The organism is Pontibacter aquaedesilientis (assembly GCF_014773225.1).
Lineage (GTDB): Bacteria > Bacteroidota > Bacteroidia > Cytophagales > Hymenobacteraceae > Pontibacter > Pontibacter aquaedesilientis.
Window position 1 is genome coordinate 110604 of record NZ_JACXAJ010000005.1, and the last position, 16612, is coordinate 127215.

The 16612-nt window shown below is 51.7% G+C and carries 10 protein-coding genes; 7 read left to right on the forward strand and 3 right to left on the reverse strand.

The genetic code is table 11. The annotated features are described in order from the left end of the window. The first annotated feature begins 17 nt into the window (after positions 1-17). From H9Q13_RS11880 to H9Q13_RS11900, 5 genes are all read left to right on the forward strand, one after another. Positions 18-1517 carry a RagB/SusD family nutrient uptake outer membrane protein gene (locus H9Q13_RS11880; RefSeq protein WP_191184026.1) on the forward strand — a complete coding sequence of 500 codons (1500 nt, stop codon included), beginning with the start codon at positions 18-20 and terminating at the stop codon, positions 1515-1517. Between the two features lie 33 nt (positions 1518-1550). Next, positions 1551-2984, forward strand: a complete 1434-nt coding sequence (locus tag H9Q13_RS11885; protein ID WP_191184027.1) for a PKD domain-containing protein — start codon at positions 1551-1553, stop codon at positions 2982-2984. A gap of 97 nt (positions 2985-3081) precedes the next feature. Continuing rightward, complete coding sequence (locus tag H9Q13_RS11890; protein ID WP_191184028.1) at positions 3082-3963, forward strand: glycoside hydrolase family 16 protein; 882 nt, start codon at positions 3082-3084, stop codon at positions 3961-3963. A 41-nt stretch (positions 3964-4004) separates the two neighbouring features. Beyond that, the gene (locus H9Q13_RS11895; protein WP_191184029.1) at positions 4005-5522 is read left to right on the forward strand and encodes a glycoside hydrolase family 30 protein; all 1518 of its coding nucleotides are present in this window, start codon (positions 4005-4007) and stop codon (positions 5520-5522) included. A gap of 231 nt (positions 5523-5753) precedes the next feature. Next, a complete protein-coding gene (locus H9Q13_RS11900) occupies positions 5754-8135 on the forward strand; it encodes a glycoside hydrolase family 3 N-terminal domain-containing protein (RefSeq protein WP_191184030.1) in 2382 nt (793 codons plus the stop codon). Positions 8136-8255: 120 nt separating this feature from the next. Here the strand turns inward: H9Q13_RS11900 and H9Q13_RS18210 are convergent, their stop codons facing one another. The 3 genes from H9Q13_RS18210 to H9Q13_RS11915 form a co-directional block, all read right to left on the reverse strand. After that, positions 8256-11189 (reverse strand): ligand-binding sensor domain-containing protein, encoded by a 2934-nt coding sequence (locus tag H9Q13_RS18210; protein WP_191184031.1) that lies wholly within the window; start codon positions 11187-11189, stop codon positions 8256-8258. Between the two features lie 254 nt (positions 11190-11443). After that, on the reverse strand, positions 11444-12724 hold the full coding sequence (locus H9Q13_RS11910) for an erythromycin esterase family protein (RefSeq protein ID WP_191184032.1): 1281 nt from the start codon (positions 12722-12724) through the stop codon (positions 11444-11446). Between the two features lie 146 nt (positions 12725-12870). After that, on the reverse strand, positions 12871-13599 hold the full coding sequence (locus tag H9Q13_RS11915) for a DUF4197 domain-containing protein (protein WP_191184033.1): 729 nt from the start codon (positions 13597-13599) through the stop codon (positions 12871-12873). Between the two features lie 156 nt (positions 13600-13755). On the opposite strand from H9Q13_RS11915, the gene H9Q13_RS11920 reads away from it, so the two are divergent. Both H9Q13_RS11920 and H9Q13_RS11925 read left to right on the forward strand, forming a co-directional pair. Continuing rightward, positions 13756-15015 (forward strand): competence/damage-inducible protein A, encoded by a 1260-nt coding sequence (locus tag H9Q13_RS11920; RefSeq protein WP_191184034.1) that lies wholly within the window; start codon positions 13756-13758, stop codon positions 15013-15015. A gap of 164 nt (positions 15016-15179) precedes the next feature. Continuing rightward, the gene (locus tag H9Q13_RS11925) at positions 15180-16529 is read left to right on the forward strand and encodes a dihydrolipoamide acetyltransferase family protein (protein WP_191184035.1); all 1350 of its coding nucleotides are present in this window, start codon (positions 15180-15182) and stop codon (positions 16527-16529) included. Positions 16530-16612 lie beyond the last annotated feature (83 nt).

The window sequence follows — 16612 nt, forward strand, 5'->3', positions numbered from 1 at the left end:
TTAAAAAAAGAAGCAACATGAAAAGAAGATATATCACATACATCGCCTGCATCGCACTAGGTCTGCCTTTGCTAAGTTCGTGCAAGGATGAATTCCTGGAAGTGGACCCAAAAGGCACTATCCTGGAGTCAAACTATTATAAAAATCCGGAAGAAGCCTATGCAGGCTTAGTAGCTGCTTACGACCCGCTGGGATGGCAAGCCGGCAACACCTTCCATAACTTCGGGGCAGTCAATGCCGCCTCCGACGACGCACACGCTGGCGGTGGAGGTCCTTCGGACATGAACACCTGGCAGGTATGGAACAGATTTACCTTGAACCCGGCCATTGGTCCGCAGGAGGAATACTGGAACAGGAACTTCCGGGGCGTATCCCGCGCCAATACGATCTTGTCGAAAGTGGAGGCCGGTGTTCCGGGACTGTCGGAAAACATGAAGGCCAGGTTTATAGCGGAGGCAAAATTCCTGCGTGCTTATTACTACTTCGATTTGGTACGCCTTTTCAAGAATGTCCCTCTTTTCACGGCTCCGCTGGCAACATCAGAGCTGTTCAGCCAGGAACAGGCTACTCCGGAGCAGGTATACGCCCAGATAGAGAAAGACCTGACAGAGGCTATACCTAACCTGCCAGCAACAGTTCCAGCCTCCACAGAAGGTGGACGCGTGACACAGGGCGCCGGCAAAGCCTTGCTGGGCAAAGTGCTGCTGTACCAAAGCAAGTGGGCAGCGGCGGCAACGCAACTGGCAGACGTGAACGGTACTCCTGGCGGCACCAGCATGTATGGTTACCGACTGCTCGATGACTATGGCAAGATTTTCAGCCCGGCCAACAAATTTAACAGCGAAGCTATTTTTGAGATTGTGCATACCTCGCTTGCCAACGGCGGCTGGGGCAGCTGGCCAAACTTCGAAGGAAACCTTGCGGTGCTGATGTTTGGGCCAAGGGGCTATACAGGACCAACCTACGAAGCCGGATGGGGTTTTAACCCGCTTACCAAAGACCTGGTGAATGCCCTGACCGGTGACCCCCGTTATGAGCATACCGTGCTGGATATCAAAAAAGTAGAAGGAGCGGTTTACGAGCCCGGTTTCGATGACACGGGTTACTTCGTGAAAAAATATGCCCCTACAACGGAGTGGTTGAGCAAAGGCGGTGGCGATGTGATCCTGAACTACCCGAACAACTACATTGAAATGCGCCTGGCGGACACCTACCTGATGGAAGCCGAAGCGCTGGTACAGGCTGGCGGCAACGCTGCCCGAGCAGGACAACTGCTCAATGCCGTGCGAGCCCGCGTAGGCCTTGCACCGGTAGCAGCCACCCTGGATAACATCTACCGGGAAAGAAGACTGGAACTGGCAACTGAAGGGCACCGCTTTTATGACTTGGTGCGCACGGGCAGAGCCGCTGCAGTGTTGGCCCCGATGGGTTTTGTGGCTGGAAAGCACGAAGTGCTACCAATCCCGCAAAATGAGCTGATTAACACAAAGCTGGTCCAAAACCCTGCATACAAATAATAGACAGGTCCATAACCTTAACTCTAGAAAATCATGAAATATAATAGACTTATATCCAGCGTTTGCTTCTACCTGGCAATGGCGTTGCTAACGGGTGCCTATACCGCCTGTACGCCGGATGAAATGGAGGGTGGGCTGGCGCCTGCCCCAAGGTCGGAGGAAGTGCAGTTTACAGCCACTCCCACGGCCAGCAACCCAAACATCATCACTTTCACCAACACGACTCCGGGTGCTTTTAAGGCCATCTGGGATTTCGGAAACGGTGGCACGGCAGAAGGTAACCAGGTAAACGGCTCGTTCCCGGTGGAAGGAAGCTACACCGTGAAGCTGACCATCTTCACGAGCGGAGGCTATGCTTCCAACACCAAAACCATCGCCATCGCCAAGACCAATGTGTCGATGCTGGACAGAGAAGACTATAATTTCCTGACCGGTGGCGCTGCCAAAGCCAATGGAAAGACCTGGGTGATCGACAGACACAAAGCAGGTCACATGGGCGTTGGCCCTATCGGCGCGGCAACGCCGGAATGGTGGTCTGCTGCACCAAACGACAAAGCTTCGGAAGGTTTGTATGACGACGAAATGACCTTTAACCTGAACGGCTTTGCCTATACCTACCAGAACAATGGCAACACCTTCGTGAACGGCTCAAATGCCGCTGGCCTGGGTGGAACGGCGCAGTCTAGCGACTATACCTTGTCTTACACCCCTCCTACTAACATGGTATGGAGCATGGTAGAGGAAGGCGGCAAAAAATACCTGGTGCTCTCCAACAAGGGCTTCATAGGATACTACACGGGTGTTTCGCGCTATGAGATCCTGTCGTTGTCAGAGAATGTGCTATACCTGAAAGGAGGAGACGGAGCCAATGCCGGAAATGGCTGGTGGCTGCGCCTTGTACCGAAAGGCTTTGTTCATCCGGTGGAGGCCCGCCCTTACAAAATGGAGAATATGTTCGATAACTTCGACGAGGATGGCAATCTGGTTTGGAAAAAAGAGACCCTCACCCTCAACGAAAGCTACGACAACCCTGCCCCTGTTCCGATCAACACATCAGCCAAAGTAGCCATGTATGTGAAGCAGGAAGGCCCGGGATACATGTTCGCCAATATGTTTGCCGACTTCGCCTTTGACTTCGACCTAAGCAAGCGCAGCGTTTTCAAGCTCAAGGTATTCATTCCTAGCTACAACGACTTTAATACCATGGCCGGCGAGGACTGGGCGATCAAGACGCTGCTCAAGCAGGTATCTGTTAAGTTGCAAGATGGCACAAAGCCACAACCTTGGGCTAACCAGGTGGAAATCAAGCAAGAGGTGACCCAACTGGACAAATGGGTGGAGCTTACGTTTGACTTCTCAAAATTCGCTGAAAGAAAGGATCTTAACCGGGTACTGATCCAAATTGGCGGCGAAGGAAACCACATACCAGGCATTTTCTTCCTGGACGACTTCAGATTAGAGCAATAAGGGTGAATAAGTGAAAGAGGCCGGGGCCTGGAGTAGGCCTCAGCCGTCTTTTAACTGCCGCATCGACCTGATTTTATTTCTTTTACCATATCGTCTTATGAGTTTTATTACTCCCATAAAAACCATCTCTGCCTTACTGGCAACCAGTGCTGTTTGCTTCTCATTTGCCTTTTCTTCCTGCAAAAACGGAGCAGAGGAGTCCCAGCCTTATATTTCCCAACCGAAGGCCCCCCAGGACCTGAACTGGCAGTTTGAGTCCGCCCCCGTTTGGGCCGACGAGTTTGACTATACCGGTCAGCCAAACCCCGATAAATGGGGCTACGACATAGGCGGAACCGGTTGGGGGAATAATGAACTGCAATTCTATACCAACAAAGCCAGCAATGCCAGCGTGGCAAACGGTATCCTTAAAATTACGGCCAGAAGGGAAAACACAGAAGGCAAAGAATACTCCTCCGCCAGACTGGTTACCAAAAACAAAGGCGACTTTTTATACGGCCGGTTCGAGATAAAAGCCAAGCTCCCGACAGGGCTGGGCACCTGGCCCGCCATCTGGATGCTGCCAACCGACTGGGCTTATGGCGGATGGCCTAGATCCGGCGAGATCGACATTATGGAGCATGTGGGCTACGATCAGAACAATGTGCACATTACGGTACACACAGAGGCCTACAACCACAGCAAAAACACCCAGAAAGGAAAAAGCAAGATCATCGAAACGGCTAGCACGGCCTTCCACCTCTATCGGGTTGACTGGACTCCCTACGCTATAAGGGGCTATATAGACGACCTGCCTGTTTTTGAATTTATAAATGAGGGCAAAGGAATCAACGAATGGCCTTTCGATAAGCGGTTTCACCTGCTGCTAAATATTGCCGTTGGCGGCAACTGGGGTGGCGCCAAAGGGGTGGACCCAAGTGTATTTCCGCAGACCATGGAAGTAGATTATGTGAGGGTTTACAAAATGATACAGAAGTAAATTCCAATCTGGTCTTAGTAAGCTTCGGTGGCTTACACAACATGAAAAGGTATGCCAGAAAGCAACGGCTATACCTGAATGGCTCACCAACTAACCTTAAAAAGGTGAATTACTTTGCTGCAAGTTACTTCCCGAAACATTGGTGGTTGCTCCTGGCTATTCCCTTTGCAATTTCCTGCAAAAAGGAAGTCAGTGAATCAGGTACAGGATCCAGTTCGAAGGAAGAACTGACCGGCCGCAAGGTGAACCTTTGGTTGACAGATCCATCCACATCAGTGCTGTTTAAGCAGCAAATTACTCCGCTTACATTTGGGGCTTCCGAAAATCAGCATCCCACCATCACCGTTGACACCACAGAGACTTTCCAGACCATGGACGGCTTTGGCTATACCTTGACCGGGGGAAGCGCCCTGCTCCTCAACAAGATGTCACCCGCAGCCCGGGCAGACCTCTTGAAGGAGCTTTTTGCGACGGATGGCAATAACATTGGTGTCAGTTATCTCAGGCTCAGCATCGGGGCATCGGACTTAAGCAGCCATGTCTTCTCTTACAACGACCTGCCTGCCGGGCAAACTGACCCTGACATGATGAAATTCGACCTGGGTCCGGACCGTGCCGATCTTATACCTGTGCTAAAGGAAATACTGACCGTTAATCCGGGTATTAAGCTGATGGGCTCGCCCTGGTCCCCTCCTACCTGGATGAAAACCAACAACAGCTCTATTGGCGGCAGCCTGAAACCGGAGTTCTACGATGCCTATGCGAAGTACTTCGTCAGGTATATACAGGCGATGGCGGCAGAAGGCATCCGGATAGATGCGATAACCGTACAGAACGAGCCGCTGCACCCCGGCAATAACCCCAGTATGCTGATGCAGGCAACGGAGCAGGCACATTTCATCAAACAAAGCCTGGGCCCTGCTTTTCAGGCCGCCAATATCGGTACCAAGATCATCATCTATGACCATAACGCCGATCGGATAGATTACCCGATCAGCATCCTCAACGACCCGGAAGCCAATAAGTACATTGATGGTTCGGCCTTTCACCTGTATGGCGGCAACATCGACGCCCTGAATCAGGTGCATCAAGCGCATCCGGACAAGAACCTGTACTTTACCGAACAGTGGGTGGGCGCACCCGGCAACCTGGCGGGCGATCTCAGCTGGCATACCAAAAACCTACTGATAGGTGCTACCCGCAACTGGTGTAAAACTGTGCTGGAATGGAACCTGGCCGCTGACGCCAACCAGGACCCGCATACCGAAGGCGGCTGTACCGAATGCCTGGGGGCCATTACGCTAAACGGTGGCGTAACCCGAAACCCGGCTTACTACATTATCGCGCACGCCTCCAAATTTGTGAGGCCCGGCTCTGTGCGAGTTGCCTCGAACATGCTGGCAGGTATACCAAACGTGGCCTTCAAAACTCCGAATGGTAGTAAGGTCCTGATTGTGCTGAATGAAGGCCCGGCTTCGCGGACTTTCAATATCCAGTTCAATGGAAAACTTGTCACTACTACCCTCGCCAAAGGGGCAGTAGGCACTTATGTATGGTAAATCGTATGGCCAAGCCGACCCTTAAAAGCAAGACTACTTTTATAAGGAAGACCAATCATTTTTGCTCGTTCCTGCCAGGTTTCAGAAACAGGAAATCTGGCAAAGCACTTTACCGGACGCTGACCAAAGCAAAACCGGAGGACGAGTGATCAGGGCTCTTACATCCTGATTGGTTCCCAAATTAACAATTGCCAATTGACTAGAAAGCATTACCCACCAAAACAAGACGCAATGAAACTCAGAAATGTAACCCTGGCCACGGCAGCCGCCTTTGTACTGCTTGCCGGTTGCCAGACTCCAAAACCTGCCGCAGAACCTGCTGCCAATACGGCTACCACGGTGCCTAACAAGGCAGGTATGTCGGAAATTGACAGAAAGATAGAAGACCTGCTCAGCCAGATGACCCTGGAAGAGAAAGTTGGCCAGATGGCGCAGATTACGTTGGATGTGGTAGGCAAGGGTGAGAACCGCTACTCCAGCTTTGAGCCATTCACGCTCGACACGGTGGAGCTAAGAAAGGCATTGCTTGACTACAAGATCGGATCGGTGCTGAACACGGCCAACAACCGCGCCCGCACGCCAGAGCAGTGGTATGCCATCATCAGCCAGATACAGGATGTGGCCATGAACAAGAGCCGCCTCAGCATACCGGTGATTTATGGCGTCGATCAGATACATGGCGCTACCTATACCGCAGGCGGCACCATGTTTCCGCAGCAGATCGGCCAGGCCGCCAGCCGAAACCGTGAGCTGGTTCGACGCGGTGCCGAGATAACCGCTTACGAAACACGCGCCAGCTCCATTCCCTGGAACTTCTCGCCTGTGCTCGACATGGGTCCCGACCCACGTTTTTCGCGCCAGTTCGAAACATTTGGTGAAGACCCTTACCTGATCTCAGAATTGGGTGTGCAGATGATCAAAGGGTATGAAGGTGACGACAACAACATCGGTCACCCGGAACATGTGGCATCGTGCATGAAACACTTTCTGGGCTACCAGGTGCCTACGTCTGGCAAGGACAGAACACCGACCTATATTTCAGACGAAGCCCTGCGCGAGTATCACCTGCCCTCTTTCAAGGCAGCCATCGAAGCAGGCTCCCAGACGATCATGATCAACTCGGGCATTATCAACGGTGTGCCGGTGCACTCCAATCATGATATCCTGACCAAACTTTTGAAAGAGGAACTCGGCTTCAAAGGACTTGTGGTTACCGACTGGGGCGATATTGAGTACCTGCACACCCGCGACAAGGTAGCCGCCACCATGAAGGACGCCATTAGGATGGCCATCAATGCGGGGGTAGACATGTCGATGATCGCTTATCAGTATGAGCCGTTTTGTGAAGGATTAGTGGAGCTCGTGCAGGAGGGTAAAGTAAAGCAAGAGCGTATCGATGACGCCGTGCGCCGTATCCTGCGCGTGAAGCATAACCTGAACCTGTTTGAGCAGCCTACGACTAATCCGAAGGACTACCCTAAATTCGGCAGCAAAGAGTTTGAGGAGGCCGCTTACCAAATGGCCGCAGAGTCCATCACACTGCTCAAAAACGAAAACAACGTACTGCCCCTGCGCAAAAACATAAAAGTGCTGGTGACTGGCCCGAACGCCAACAGCATGCGCACGCTCAACGGTGCCTGGACCTACTCCTGGCAGGGCGAAAAGGTAGAGGAGTTCGCCGGCAGGTATAACACCATTGTGGAGGCATTGCAAAATGAGATCGGTGCTTCCAACGTGACCTTTTTGCCGGGTGTGAGCTATAAAATGGATGGCTTCTATTACGAGGAATTTGCTGATAAAATGGAGCAGGCAGTAGCAGCGGCCAAAAAATCAGATGTAATCATCCTTTGCCTCGGCGAAAACACCTCCACCGAAACCCCGGGTAACATCAACGACATCTACATGTCGGACCTGCAGACCGAACTGGCCCGAAAAATGACCCAGACTGGCAAGCCGGTGATCCTGGTGCTCAACGAGGGCCGGCCACGGGTGATCAGCCGCTTTGAGCAGCAGATGAAAGGCATTGTGCAAATCTATCAGCCGGGCAACTTTGGCGGCGATGCACTGGCAGATGTACTGTTTGGCGATGTGAACCCATCCGGCAAACTACCCTATAACTACCCGCGCTACCCAAATGCCCTGGTACCGTTTATACACAAGCCATCGGCAGAGCAGCGCAAGGCGGAAGGGGTGTACAATTACGAGGCCGACTACAACCCGCAGTATGAGTTCGGCCACGGCCTGAGCTATACCTCCTTTAAGTATGACAACCTTACTCTAAAAGAAAACATCAAGATGGGCGAACCGATCCAGGTAAGTGTGCGGGTGACCAACACAGGTGCCAGAGAAGGAAAAGAGGTGGTGCACCTTTACTCCTCTGACCTCTATGCGACAGGTATAACCCCAGACGTAAAGCGCCTTCGCCGCTTCGAGAAGATTTCCCTGAAGCCTCAGGAAAGCAAAACCGTTTCCTTCACGCTGACGGCCGATGACCTGAGCTACACAGGCCGCGACGGACGTAAAATCACGGAGGCCGGGGAGTTTGAGATCCGGGTAGGCGATCAGGTAAAGAAATTCACGCTCCTTAATCCGGATGCCATCGGGACCAACTAAGGCCCCTGGTTTTGGCTAGAGGTATAGCATGAATTATAGTGAGTATATTGATTGAGAAAAAAGCGCCCGGCAGAACCGGGCGCTTTTTTTGGCATATAGTCTGTGGCTGTCAGAGGCCGCTTAGTATTTAAGAATGCATTCTGTCAGACTTTCGTCATGCTCCAGGTTCATCTTTTTCCGGATCCTATACCTGCTGGTCTCCACGCCCCGCAGCGAGAGCTTAAGCAGGGAGGCAATGTCTTTGCTGGACAGGTTCAGACGCAGGTAGGCGCACATTTTCAAATCCTTGTGGGTGAGTTCCGGGTAGTCGTTGCTCAGGCGTTTCAAAAAGTCCTGGTGCACCTGATTGAAATGCAGCTCGAACTGCTCCCAGTTGTTCTCAATCTTGATCTCTTCATCCACAGAGCGTAAAATCTTCCGAAGCTGCTGCCTGGTTTCTTTGTCGTTTACCTCATCCAGCACACGCTGCAACTGATCTTTTACTTTGTGCACGGCCTCCATGTTCTGCATTACATGCAGGGCCGAGGAGGTCAATTCCTGGGACTTATGGCTGAGCTCGCTCTCCAGTTTTTCGTTGTTAAGCCGGATTATTTCCTTTTCGGCTTTTAGCACTTCTTCCATGTGTTGGGCCTCTTTGAGTCTGAGCGCCTTCTCCTGCTCCTGCCTCAGCTTTTTCTTGGTTTCGCTAATATGCCGGTCTATGATTTTCCAGAGCAGTATACCCAGCAACACGCCAAACAACACATAGAAGGTATAAGCCCATCCCGACCTGTACCAGGGAGGCGAGATACTGAAGGTATAGAAGGCCTCTTCGCTCTCCTGATTGTAAATGTTCCGGGCCCTGACACGGAAGGTATAGGTCCCTTCCCTCAGATTGGTGTACTCTTTCTGCAGCGTTGTCATCCAGGGCGACCAGCCTTCGTCAAAGCCATCCAGGAAATATTTGTACTGCACATCCTCTATCCCATCGTAAAGAATGGACCCAAAAGTAAACTTAAGGGAGTTCAGGGTATAGGGCAGCGTTGGGATACTGTGTTCCGGCTGCACGCTCTCCGCAAGGCCATTATTCACAAAGGAACCTCCGTAAATAAGTGAGTCCGAGGCCTGCTTCCTGACCTCAACCCGTCGGATAAGCGTTGTAAACCGTTCCTGCAAGCTGCTTTTCTGCAGATAAGTGGGGCGGTATTGCACGAAGCCCTCATCTATACCTATCAGCACATTCTGATTGTTGTAATAGGCAATATGCTCAAAGCCTCCCACCAGTTTGCCTTCCAGTTTATTGAAAACGTTTTTGGTGACCTCGTAGCTGCCGTTGCTCAGTTTCCGGATAACGCCCATCTCAGCTCCAGCCGAAAACCACACGTTTCCTTCCTTGTCTTCCACCAGCTTGCTTACCTGCACGTCCTTGTCGAAGAGGCGGTTGAGTTCGTCGTATACCTCAAACCGGTCTGTATTCTTGTTGTAGTGGTATATGCCTCGCAGCCCGGTGAACACGAGCTTTCCGTTGATTTTAAAAACATTGATGCCCAGGTTGGAAGGAAAACCATGTTTCTCCCCGTAGAAGCTGACCTTCTCCGCTTTTTTGAGATCTTTGGAGAGCTTCATTTTAAACAGTCCGATGTAGCCATGGGCGATCCATAGATTTCCCTCACTGTCTTCTTCCATCACCCGCGAAGACTCGTCGAATCCCTGTATACTGTTCTGAAAAATGAGTTGGCCATCCACCATTTTGTAGAGCAGCAACCCGAAATAGGTACCACAGATAAAGTAGTTTGGCCTGGATTTTAGTTGTAGGAACTTCCAGGCTCCCCGATGGTCTGATAGCTTAACGGCCTTGTTATCTATAATCTCAAAAGGACCATTGTGATGCGAAAGCAGGAGCTTGCCGCCTAGCTTTTGCAGGTTGTATACCTGTCCCTCTGCGTTCTCCACACGCTGCAGCGGCATCGGGTTCAGTGGGTTCTCATGCTCAGAAATGGCTTTATAGAATAATCCATCGCTTGTACCAAAGTATAGCTTGGAGTTGTTCAGCAGAGAGGTATAGCCGGTTCCGGGCAGGCCCATCCGGTCGTTGAAAATAGTGAATGGGGAGTTGGCCTCCACATAGTCGATCCCGTTGTTGAGTGCCAGCCACAGGTTTTCTTTCCGATCCTGGTAAATGCCACGGACAGTGCTGTTCTGCAACCCTTTTTCGCGGTTGAGGTGCTGCCTGGGCTGTCCGTCCATGTCGATCACCACCAGCCCGTTCAGGGTTGTGCCAATCGCGTACCCGTCTGATAAAGTAATTGCCGTGTTCACTTTGTTTTTGATCAGGAAAGGCTCCACCGCCCAGTTGCTGGCACTGAATCCACTATACCCGTCATACAGGAAAATGCCGTTGTCTTCTGTTACGATCAGGGCTTTCCCTCCCGGGTAGGGCAGTATAGACGCCAACGTGTAGTTTGCGACTCGCTCACTGCCCGGAATTAGTACCAATTTTTCGTTCTTCAGCTCAAAGAGCCCTTTGCCCAATACCGGTACCAGCAGTTTCCCCTGAACAAAGGATGGGAAGCCAGTCGGTTCGTGGGGTGTCCTGTATACCTTTATCTTGTTGTCTTTGTAATGATACACACCTGACACAGTGCAGAAGAAGACCTCCTCATCCTGGGTATAGATATTCCAGACATCCGCAAAGCTACTATCCTTGTGAGTGATGTAAGGCTTAAGCGACACAAAAGCCATGAGCCCCTGCTCGTCGGGTTGCAAATAGCCGAATTCATTCTGCCCGCCAACATACACCCGCCCCTCTTTGCTGATAGCAAGCGAGCGCACAGTCGACCGGTTGGGCAGCCCCAGTCGGCGCCAATGGTTCCCGTCGAACTCCAGCACACCATAGTTATTCCCGATGTACATGATCCCGCGGTGGTCCTGCACAACGGCCCAGTTCTGAGGAGATGCCTGATATTCCTTCAGGCCGTAGTTTTTGATATAGGGCACCCCTTCATTCCTGATCTGCGCATGAAGCCGACCACAGAAGAGAAGTAAAAGCAATAGAACGGATAGATACTTTTTCACGATAGGCCTGATCCCGGTTTTCCACCCGGAATATCAGAAATTCGGAGCACTTTTCAAACTAAGCGCATGCCGCGTAATTATTTCGAGTCGGAAAGCCGCCATGCTAAAAGGGCAAAAAAGTATTCTCCCTTCCTAAACAGGCCAGGTAGGTTAGGCATGATATTACTGTTGCCTCAGCACGTGGCAGGTGACCTTGCGATCAGACCGGGACCTGCATTATGCCTACTACCTCTAACTCTCGTACGCTTACGCTTCTAGTAGTTCCAGGGGTATAGCTCGGGTTCTTTGGCGCCTCTCACCTTCATATGGAGCGGATGGACGCCTTCGGTCTCGTCAAAGTACATAAAGGCATCATAGCGTTCGTGAATGATGGTAGGTACATAATTGCCTAGGTGCTCCAACTTTGGGTCATACACAACCCCGATGGCCCGGTGCGGAATAGGGCTTTGCAGTTCCGGCACCTCTTTCAAGTCTTTGGAGAGGATAATCTTGTCGTCGGTACTCATTTCGTGCAGCATATGCTCCCAGCTTCCTTCCTTGGCTGGCGGCACCTCCATCTTCTGCATAGGGGCACCCCATGACCTGCCAGCGATCACATTGCCCTGGTAGGTGCCAAACCCCACCAGCTTTACCTGGTCGCGGCCGTACTTCTCCCGGGCCAGTTGCCCGATGTTATACATGCCATCGTTGGCCATATCGGTGAAGCGGGCATCGCCGATGTGCGTGTTGTGCTCCCAAATAATAGCCTTGGAGTTTGGTCCGTGAAAATCCAGCAAACGATCCAGGGTATCCATCATGTGCGTGTCGCGCACGTTCCAGGAGTTTACCCCACCCCTGATCATAGCGCGGTAATATTTCTCAGCATTCACGGCCACCAACGCATTCTGGGTCGTGCTGAACTCATGCTCCGGATCATCCGGGTATACCGGCCGGCGGTATACCTGCTCCAGCATCTGCACCACCTCGTCTTCGCAGTCGGTCGGCACAAAAGCGGTGGCTTGCGCATAGGTTTGCGGATCGCGGTGGTAGGGTTCGAAGCAGCGTACGGCATTGCGGGCCACCTCTGCGGCTCGTCCGTCATGCTTCTCCATATACTTGAGCACCTGCTCCAGCGACTCCCACAGGCTGTACACATCCAGCCCGTAGAATCCGGCTTTTTCATTTACTTTACGGAGATGGTTAAAATCCCTGATCCACTCAATTAGGGCTGCCACTTCCCAGTTGGCCCACATCCAGGTCGGCCAGCGGCGGTATACCTCCAGCACGTCGGCAATTTTCCGCCCGGAGTCCTGATAGCCCTTCACGAAACGGTTCACGGCATAACATTCCGGCCAGTCGCCCTCCACCGCTATAAAGTCAAACCCTTTGTCTTCTATTAACCGCCGGGAGATGGCCGTGCGCCAGGTATAGTACTCGGATGTGCCATGCGAAGCCTCTCCCAGCATGACCACACGGGCATCTCCGATTTCCTCTATCAGAGCGTCGAGGTCTTTTTCTTTGGTGATGGTGCTGTATTTGAAACGTTTGTTTTCCATACTTGTCGGAGTGCTATTGGGATATCAAACTTATTCTTGAAATTTTGCTGTATTGTACTTCTAATCAGGAGTTAATGTTTTACAAAAAAAAGTACCCGCTCCCTTATCGGAGGCGGGTACTTTTACAAATAGCCGGTAACTTTAACCTACGACTGGTTCTGGTTTGAAAACACGCGGCGAAGCAGTTCTGTGGTTCGGGCAATCGGGTTTTCCCGGATATTTGCCTCCTCCTGCGCTATGAGCAGGAAAAGTCCGTCCATGGCTTTCTGTGTCGCATACTCATCCAGATTCGGGTTAACCTTCTGCACCAGCGGTATCTGGTTATACCTTGTTACCAGATCGGTATAGTAACGGGTGGCGTTGGTTTTCTCCAATGATCGCTGAATCACGGGCATAAAAGCGCTCTGTAGTTGTGTGGAGGTAGTACGCATCAGGTACTGCGTAGCGGCGTCTTTGTCACCTTTCAGTATACCCCAGGCATCGGCTATTGTCATCTGCTTGATGGCAGTCACAAAAATAGGGACAGCGCTTTTGGCTGCGTCCTCAGCACCACGGTTCAGGGTCATCACAAAGCGGTCCACCTCATTGCCCAGGCCTACCTGACGAAGCGTGTTTTCCACCTTTTTCACATCGGGCGGGAAAGGTATGCGGATGAGGGAGTTTTTATAGTAGCCGTCGGTCTGAGAGGCTTGGTTTGATCCTTTGGTGATGCCGACTTCCAGGGCCTGCTTCAGGCCGGATGCCACCTCTTCGCGGGTTACTGCCCCGCCTGTTCCGGCTATCACGCCATCAACCGTGCGCTGAATATCTGTAACCGTACAAGCCGAAGCACCAAGTACAAGTGCTACCAGGGATGTGTAAATGAGTTTTTTCATATGCTATTGTCTTTTAGAGCCGGGTGAAACGGTATGCTATACCTGAAAATCTGATGAAATTACAGAAAATACAAGCAAGCTTGCACCATATCGCACGAACATCTTTATCTTGAAACAGTTTTGCATACCTACGCACAAATCAGACCAAAATAAAATATGGAAGCGGTATACGCAGAAATCATTACGATCGGGGACGAGATACTGTATGGACAGATCGTTGACACCAACTCTGCCTGGATGGGCACTGAGCTGACCCGGATAGGTGTTCGGGTGAAGCAGATTACCTCCATTTCAGACGATGCGGCGCACATTGTGGCGGCGCTCGACAACGCCAGGAGCCGGGCAGACATCATTCTGATGACTGGTGGCCTGGGTCCTACCAAGGACGACCTCACCAAAACCGTGCTGACCGACTACTTCCACACCGAGCTTAAACTCGACGAACAATCGCTGGCTGACGTGACAGAGCTGTTCAAAAGCCGGGGCTTCGAACTGACGGACCTGAACCGCCAGCAGGCTTTTTTGCCGGCTGCCTGCACGCCGGTGCGCAACGTGCTGGGCACAGCGCCGGGCATGTGGTTCGAGGACGAGGGCAAAGTGTTCGTGTCGATGCCGGGCGTGCCTTTTGAGATGAAGCGCATGATGACCGACATTGTGTTGCCCAAGCTCAAGACCTACTTCAAAACCCCGGAAATCAGGCACAAAGTGGTGCAGACGATAGGTATACCGGAGTCTACTCTATCTGAGAAACTGGAAGCCTGGGAACTGAGCCTACCACCGCATATACGGCTTGCGTACCTGCCACACCTGGGTATGGTGCGCCTGCGCCTGACAGGTATGGGGCAAGACGCACAGCTGTTGGAGCTGGAGCTGGAGCGAGAAGTCGGCGTGCTATCCTCCCTTATACCCAAGCACATATTTGCCCATGGCGAGGTGCCGCTGGAAGAAGCGCTTGGCCAGTTGCTGAAAGAACGGGGATTGACCATAGCCACCGCCGAAAGCTGTACGGGCGGCTATTTGGCTCATCGCATGACCAGCGTGCCAGGCAGCTCGGCTTATTTCAGGGGCAGTGTGGTGGCTTACGACAATGCGGTAAAAACGCAGGTACTCGGCGTGAAGCCAGAAACCCTGCAAACGCATGGCGCTGTAAGCGAGGCCACGGTGCTGGAAATGGCCCAAAACGTACGTCGCAAGCTCAACACCGATATTGGAGTGGCTACCAGCGGTATAGCCGGACCAGATGGCGGCACGCCTGATAAGCCTGTTGGCACAATCTGGATTGCCTATGCGGATCAGCACGGGGCCAGAGCGAAACTTTTGCAATTCAACAAAAACCGCCAGCTCAATATTGAGTATACTGCCTTGGCCGTACTCAACCTCATCCGGCAAAGTTTAAGTATAGCGGTTGAGGAATAGGCTAAAATCATTAACTTTGTTTGCAAATTAGACTATAGTATATAGAAGTTAGATATTAGATTTATTTATTTATTACTAGCGTTACTGCTTGTCGCTATTAGAGTTTAACTGAGTCTACAATCTAACATCTACAATCTAACATCTTAGAAACGAATAAACTAAATATGGCACTTGTAGAAATGATTATGCCCAAAATGGGTGAGAGTATCATGGAAGGTACCGTTCTGAAATGGCTTAAAAACGTGGGTGACACGATTGAGCAGGACGAATCGGTGCTGGAAGTAGCTACAGACAAAGTGGACACGGAAGTACCAGCCATTCAAGGCGGTGTGCTAAAGGAGATACTGGTACAGGAAGGTGATGTGGTAGCCGTAGGCGCCCCAATTGCGATCATTTCTACCAACGGCGAAGACACTACCGCTCCTGCCCCGGCTGCTACAGAAGCGCCTGCCGCCGCTCCGGCGCCCCAAGCAGCCGCACAGCCCGCAACTGCTTCTTCTGACGGATCTGTAGGAAAGCTTGAGCAACCAGCATCTGGCCGTTTCTATTCTCCGCTTGTGCTTAACATTGCCCGCGAAGAAGGTATTTCAATGCAAGAGCTTGAGTATGTACCAGGCTCTGGTAAAGAAGGCCGTGTATCGAAGAAAGACATCCTGGCTTATGTAGAAAACCGCAAAAATGCTCCGCAGCCAGCCGCTTCTACACAGGCTCCTGCTGCAGCGCCACAAGCAGCTCCTGCACCAGCCGCACAGCCACAAACTCAGGCTGCTCCTGCCGCCGCTAAACCGGCCGCTTCTTACAGCGGAAATGTGGAGATCATCGAGATGGACCGCATGCGCAAGATGATCGCCGACCGTATGGTGGACAGCAAGCGTGTATCTCCTCACGTGACTTCTTTTGTGGAGGCCGACGTGACCAACATTGTGAACTGGCGCAACAAGTGGAAGAACGAGTATAAGAAACGTGAAGGTGAGAACCTAACCTTCACGCCAATCTTCATCGACGCGATTGCCAAAGCGATCAAAGATTACCCGATGATCAACGTGTCGGTAGACGGTGGCAACATCATTCGCCACAAAGACATCAACATCGGTATGGCTGTGGCCCTGCCAAGCGGTAACCTGATCGTTCCGAACATCAAAAACGCTGACCAGCTGAACCTGAACGGCCTGACCAAGAGGGTAAACGACCTCGCGAACCGTGGCCGCATGAACAAGCTGACTCCGGACGATCTGGCTGGCGGTACTTACACTGTTTCTAACGTAGGTTCTTTCGGTAACGTGATGGGCACGCCGATTATCATGCAGCCGCAAGTAGCGATTATGGCCGTGGGCGCTATCAAGAAGAAACCAGCTGTGATCGAAACACCGGAAGGCGACCTGATCGGTATCCGTCACTTCATGTTCCTATCGCACTCCTATGACCACCGCGTAGTGGACGGCTCGCTGGGCGGCATGTTCGTGCGCCGTGTGGCGGATTACCTCGAGCAGTTCGACGTAAACCAGACGATTTAATAATTTAGATATTAGACGTTAGACACAAGAGTTTAGAAAAACACCTTGTGACTAAATACTTAATGATCATATAAAAGCCTGCT

Excerpts from the sequence above, each read along its gene's own strand:
- H9Q13_RS11880 (WP_191184026.1), top strand. The coding sequence starts at position 18 with ATGAAAAGAAGATATATCACATACATCGCCTGCATCGCACTAGGTCTG.
- H9Q13_RS11885 (WP_191184027.1), top strand. The coding sequence starts at position 1,551 with ATGAAATATAATAGACTTATATCCAGCGTTTGCTTCTACCTGGCAATG.
- H9Q13_RS11890 (WP_191184028.1), top strand. The coding sequence starts at position 3,082 with ATGAGTTTTATTACTCCCATAAAAACCATCTCTGCCTTACTGGCAACC.
- H9Q13_RS11895 (WP_191184029.1), top strand. The coding sequence starts at position 4,005 with ATGAAAAGGTATGCCAGAAAGCAACGGCTATACCTGAATGGCTCACCA.
- H9Q13_RS11900 (WP_191184030.1), top strand. The coding sequence starts at position 5,754 with ATGAAACTCAGAAATGTAACCCTGGCCACGGCAGCCGCCTTTGTACTG.
- H9Q13_RS11910 (WP_191184032.1), bottom strand. The coding sequence starts at position 12,724 with ATGGAAAACAAACGTTTCAAATACAGCACCATCACCAAAGAAAAAGAC.
- H9Q13_RS11915 (WP_191184033.1), bottom strand. The coding sequence starts at position 13,599 with ATGAAAAAACTCATTTACACATCCCTGGTAGCACTTGTACTTGGTGCT.
- H9Q13_RS11920 (WP_191184034.1), top strand. The coding sequence starts at position 13,756 with ATGGAAGCGGTATACGCAGAAATCATTACGATCGGGGACGAGATACTG.
- H9Q13_RS11925 (WP_191184035.1), top strand. The coding sequence starts at position 15,180 with ATGGCACTTGTAGAAATGATTATGCCCAAAATGGGTGAGAGTATCATG.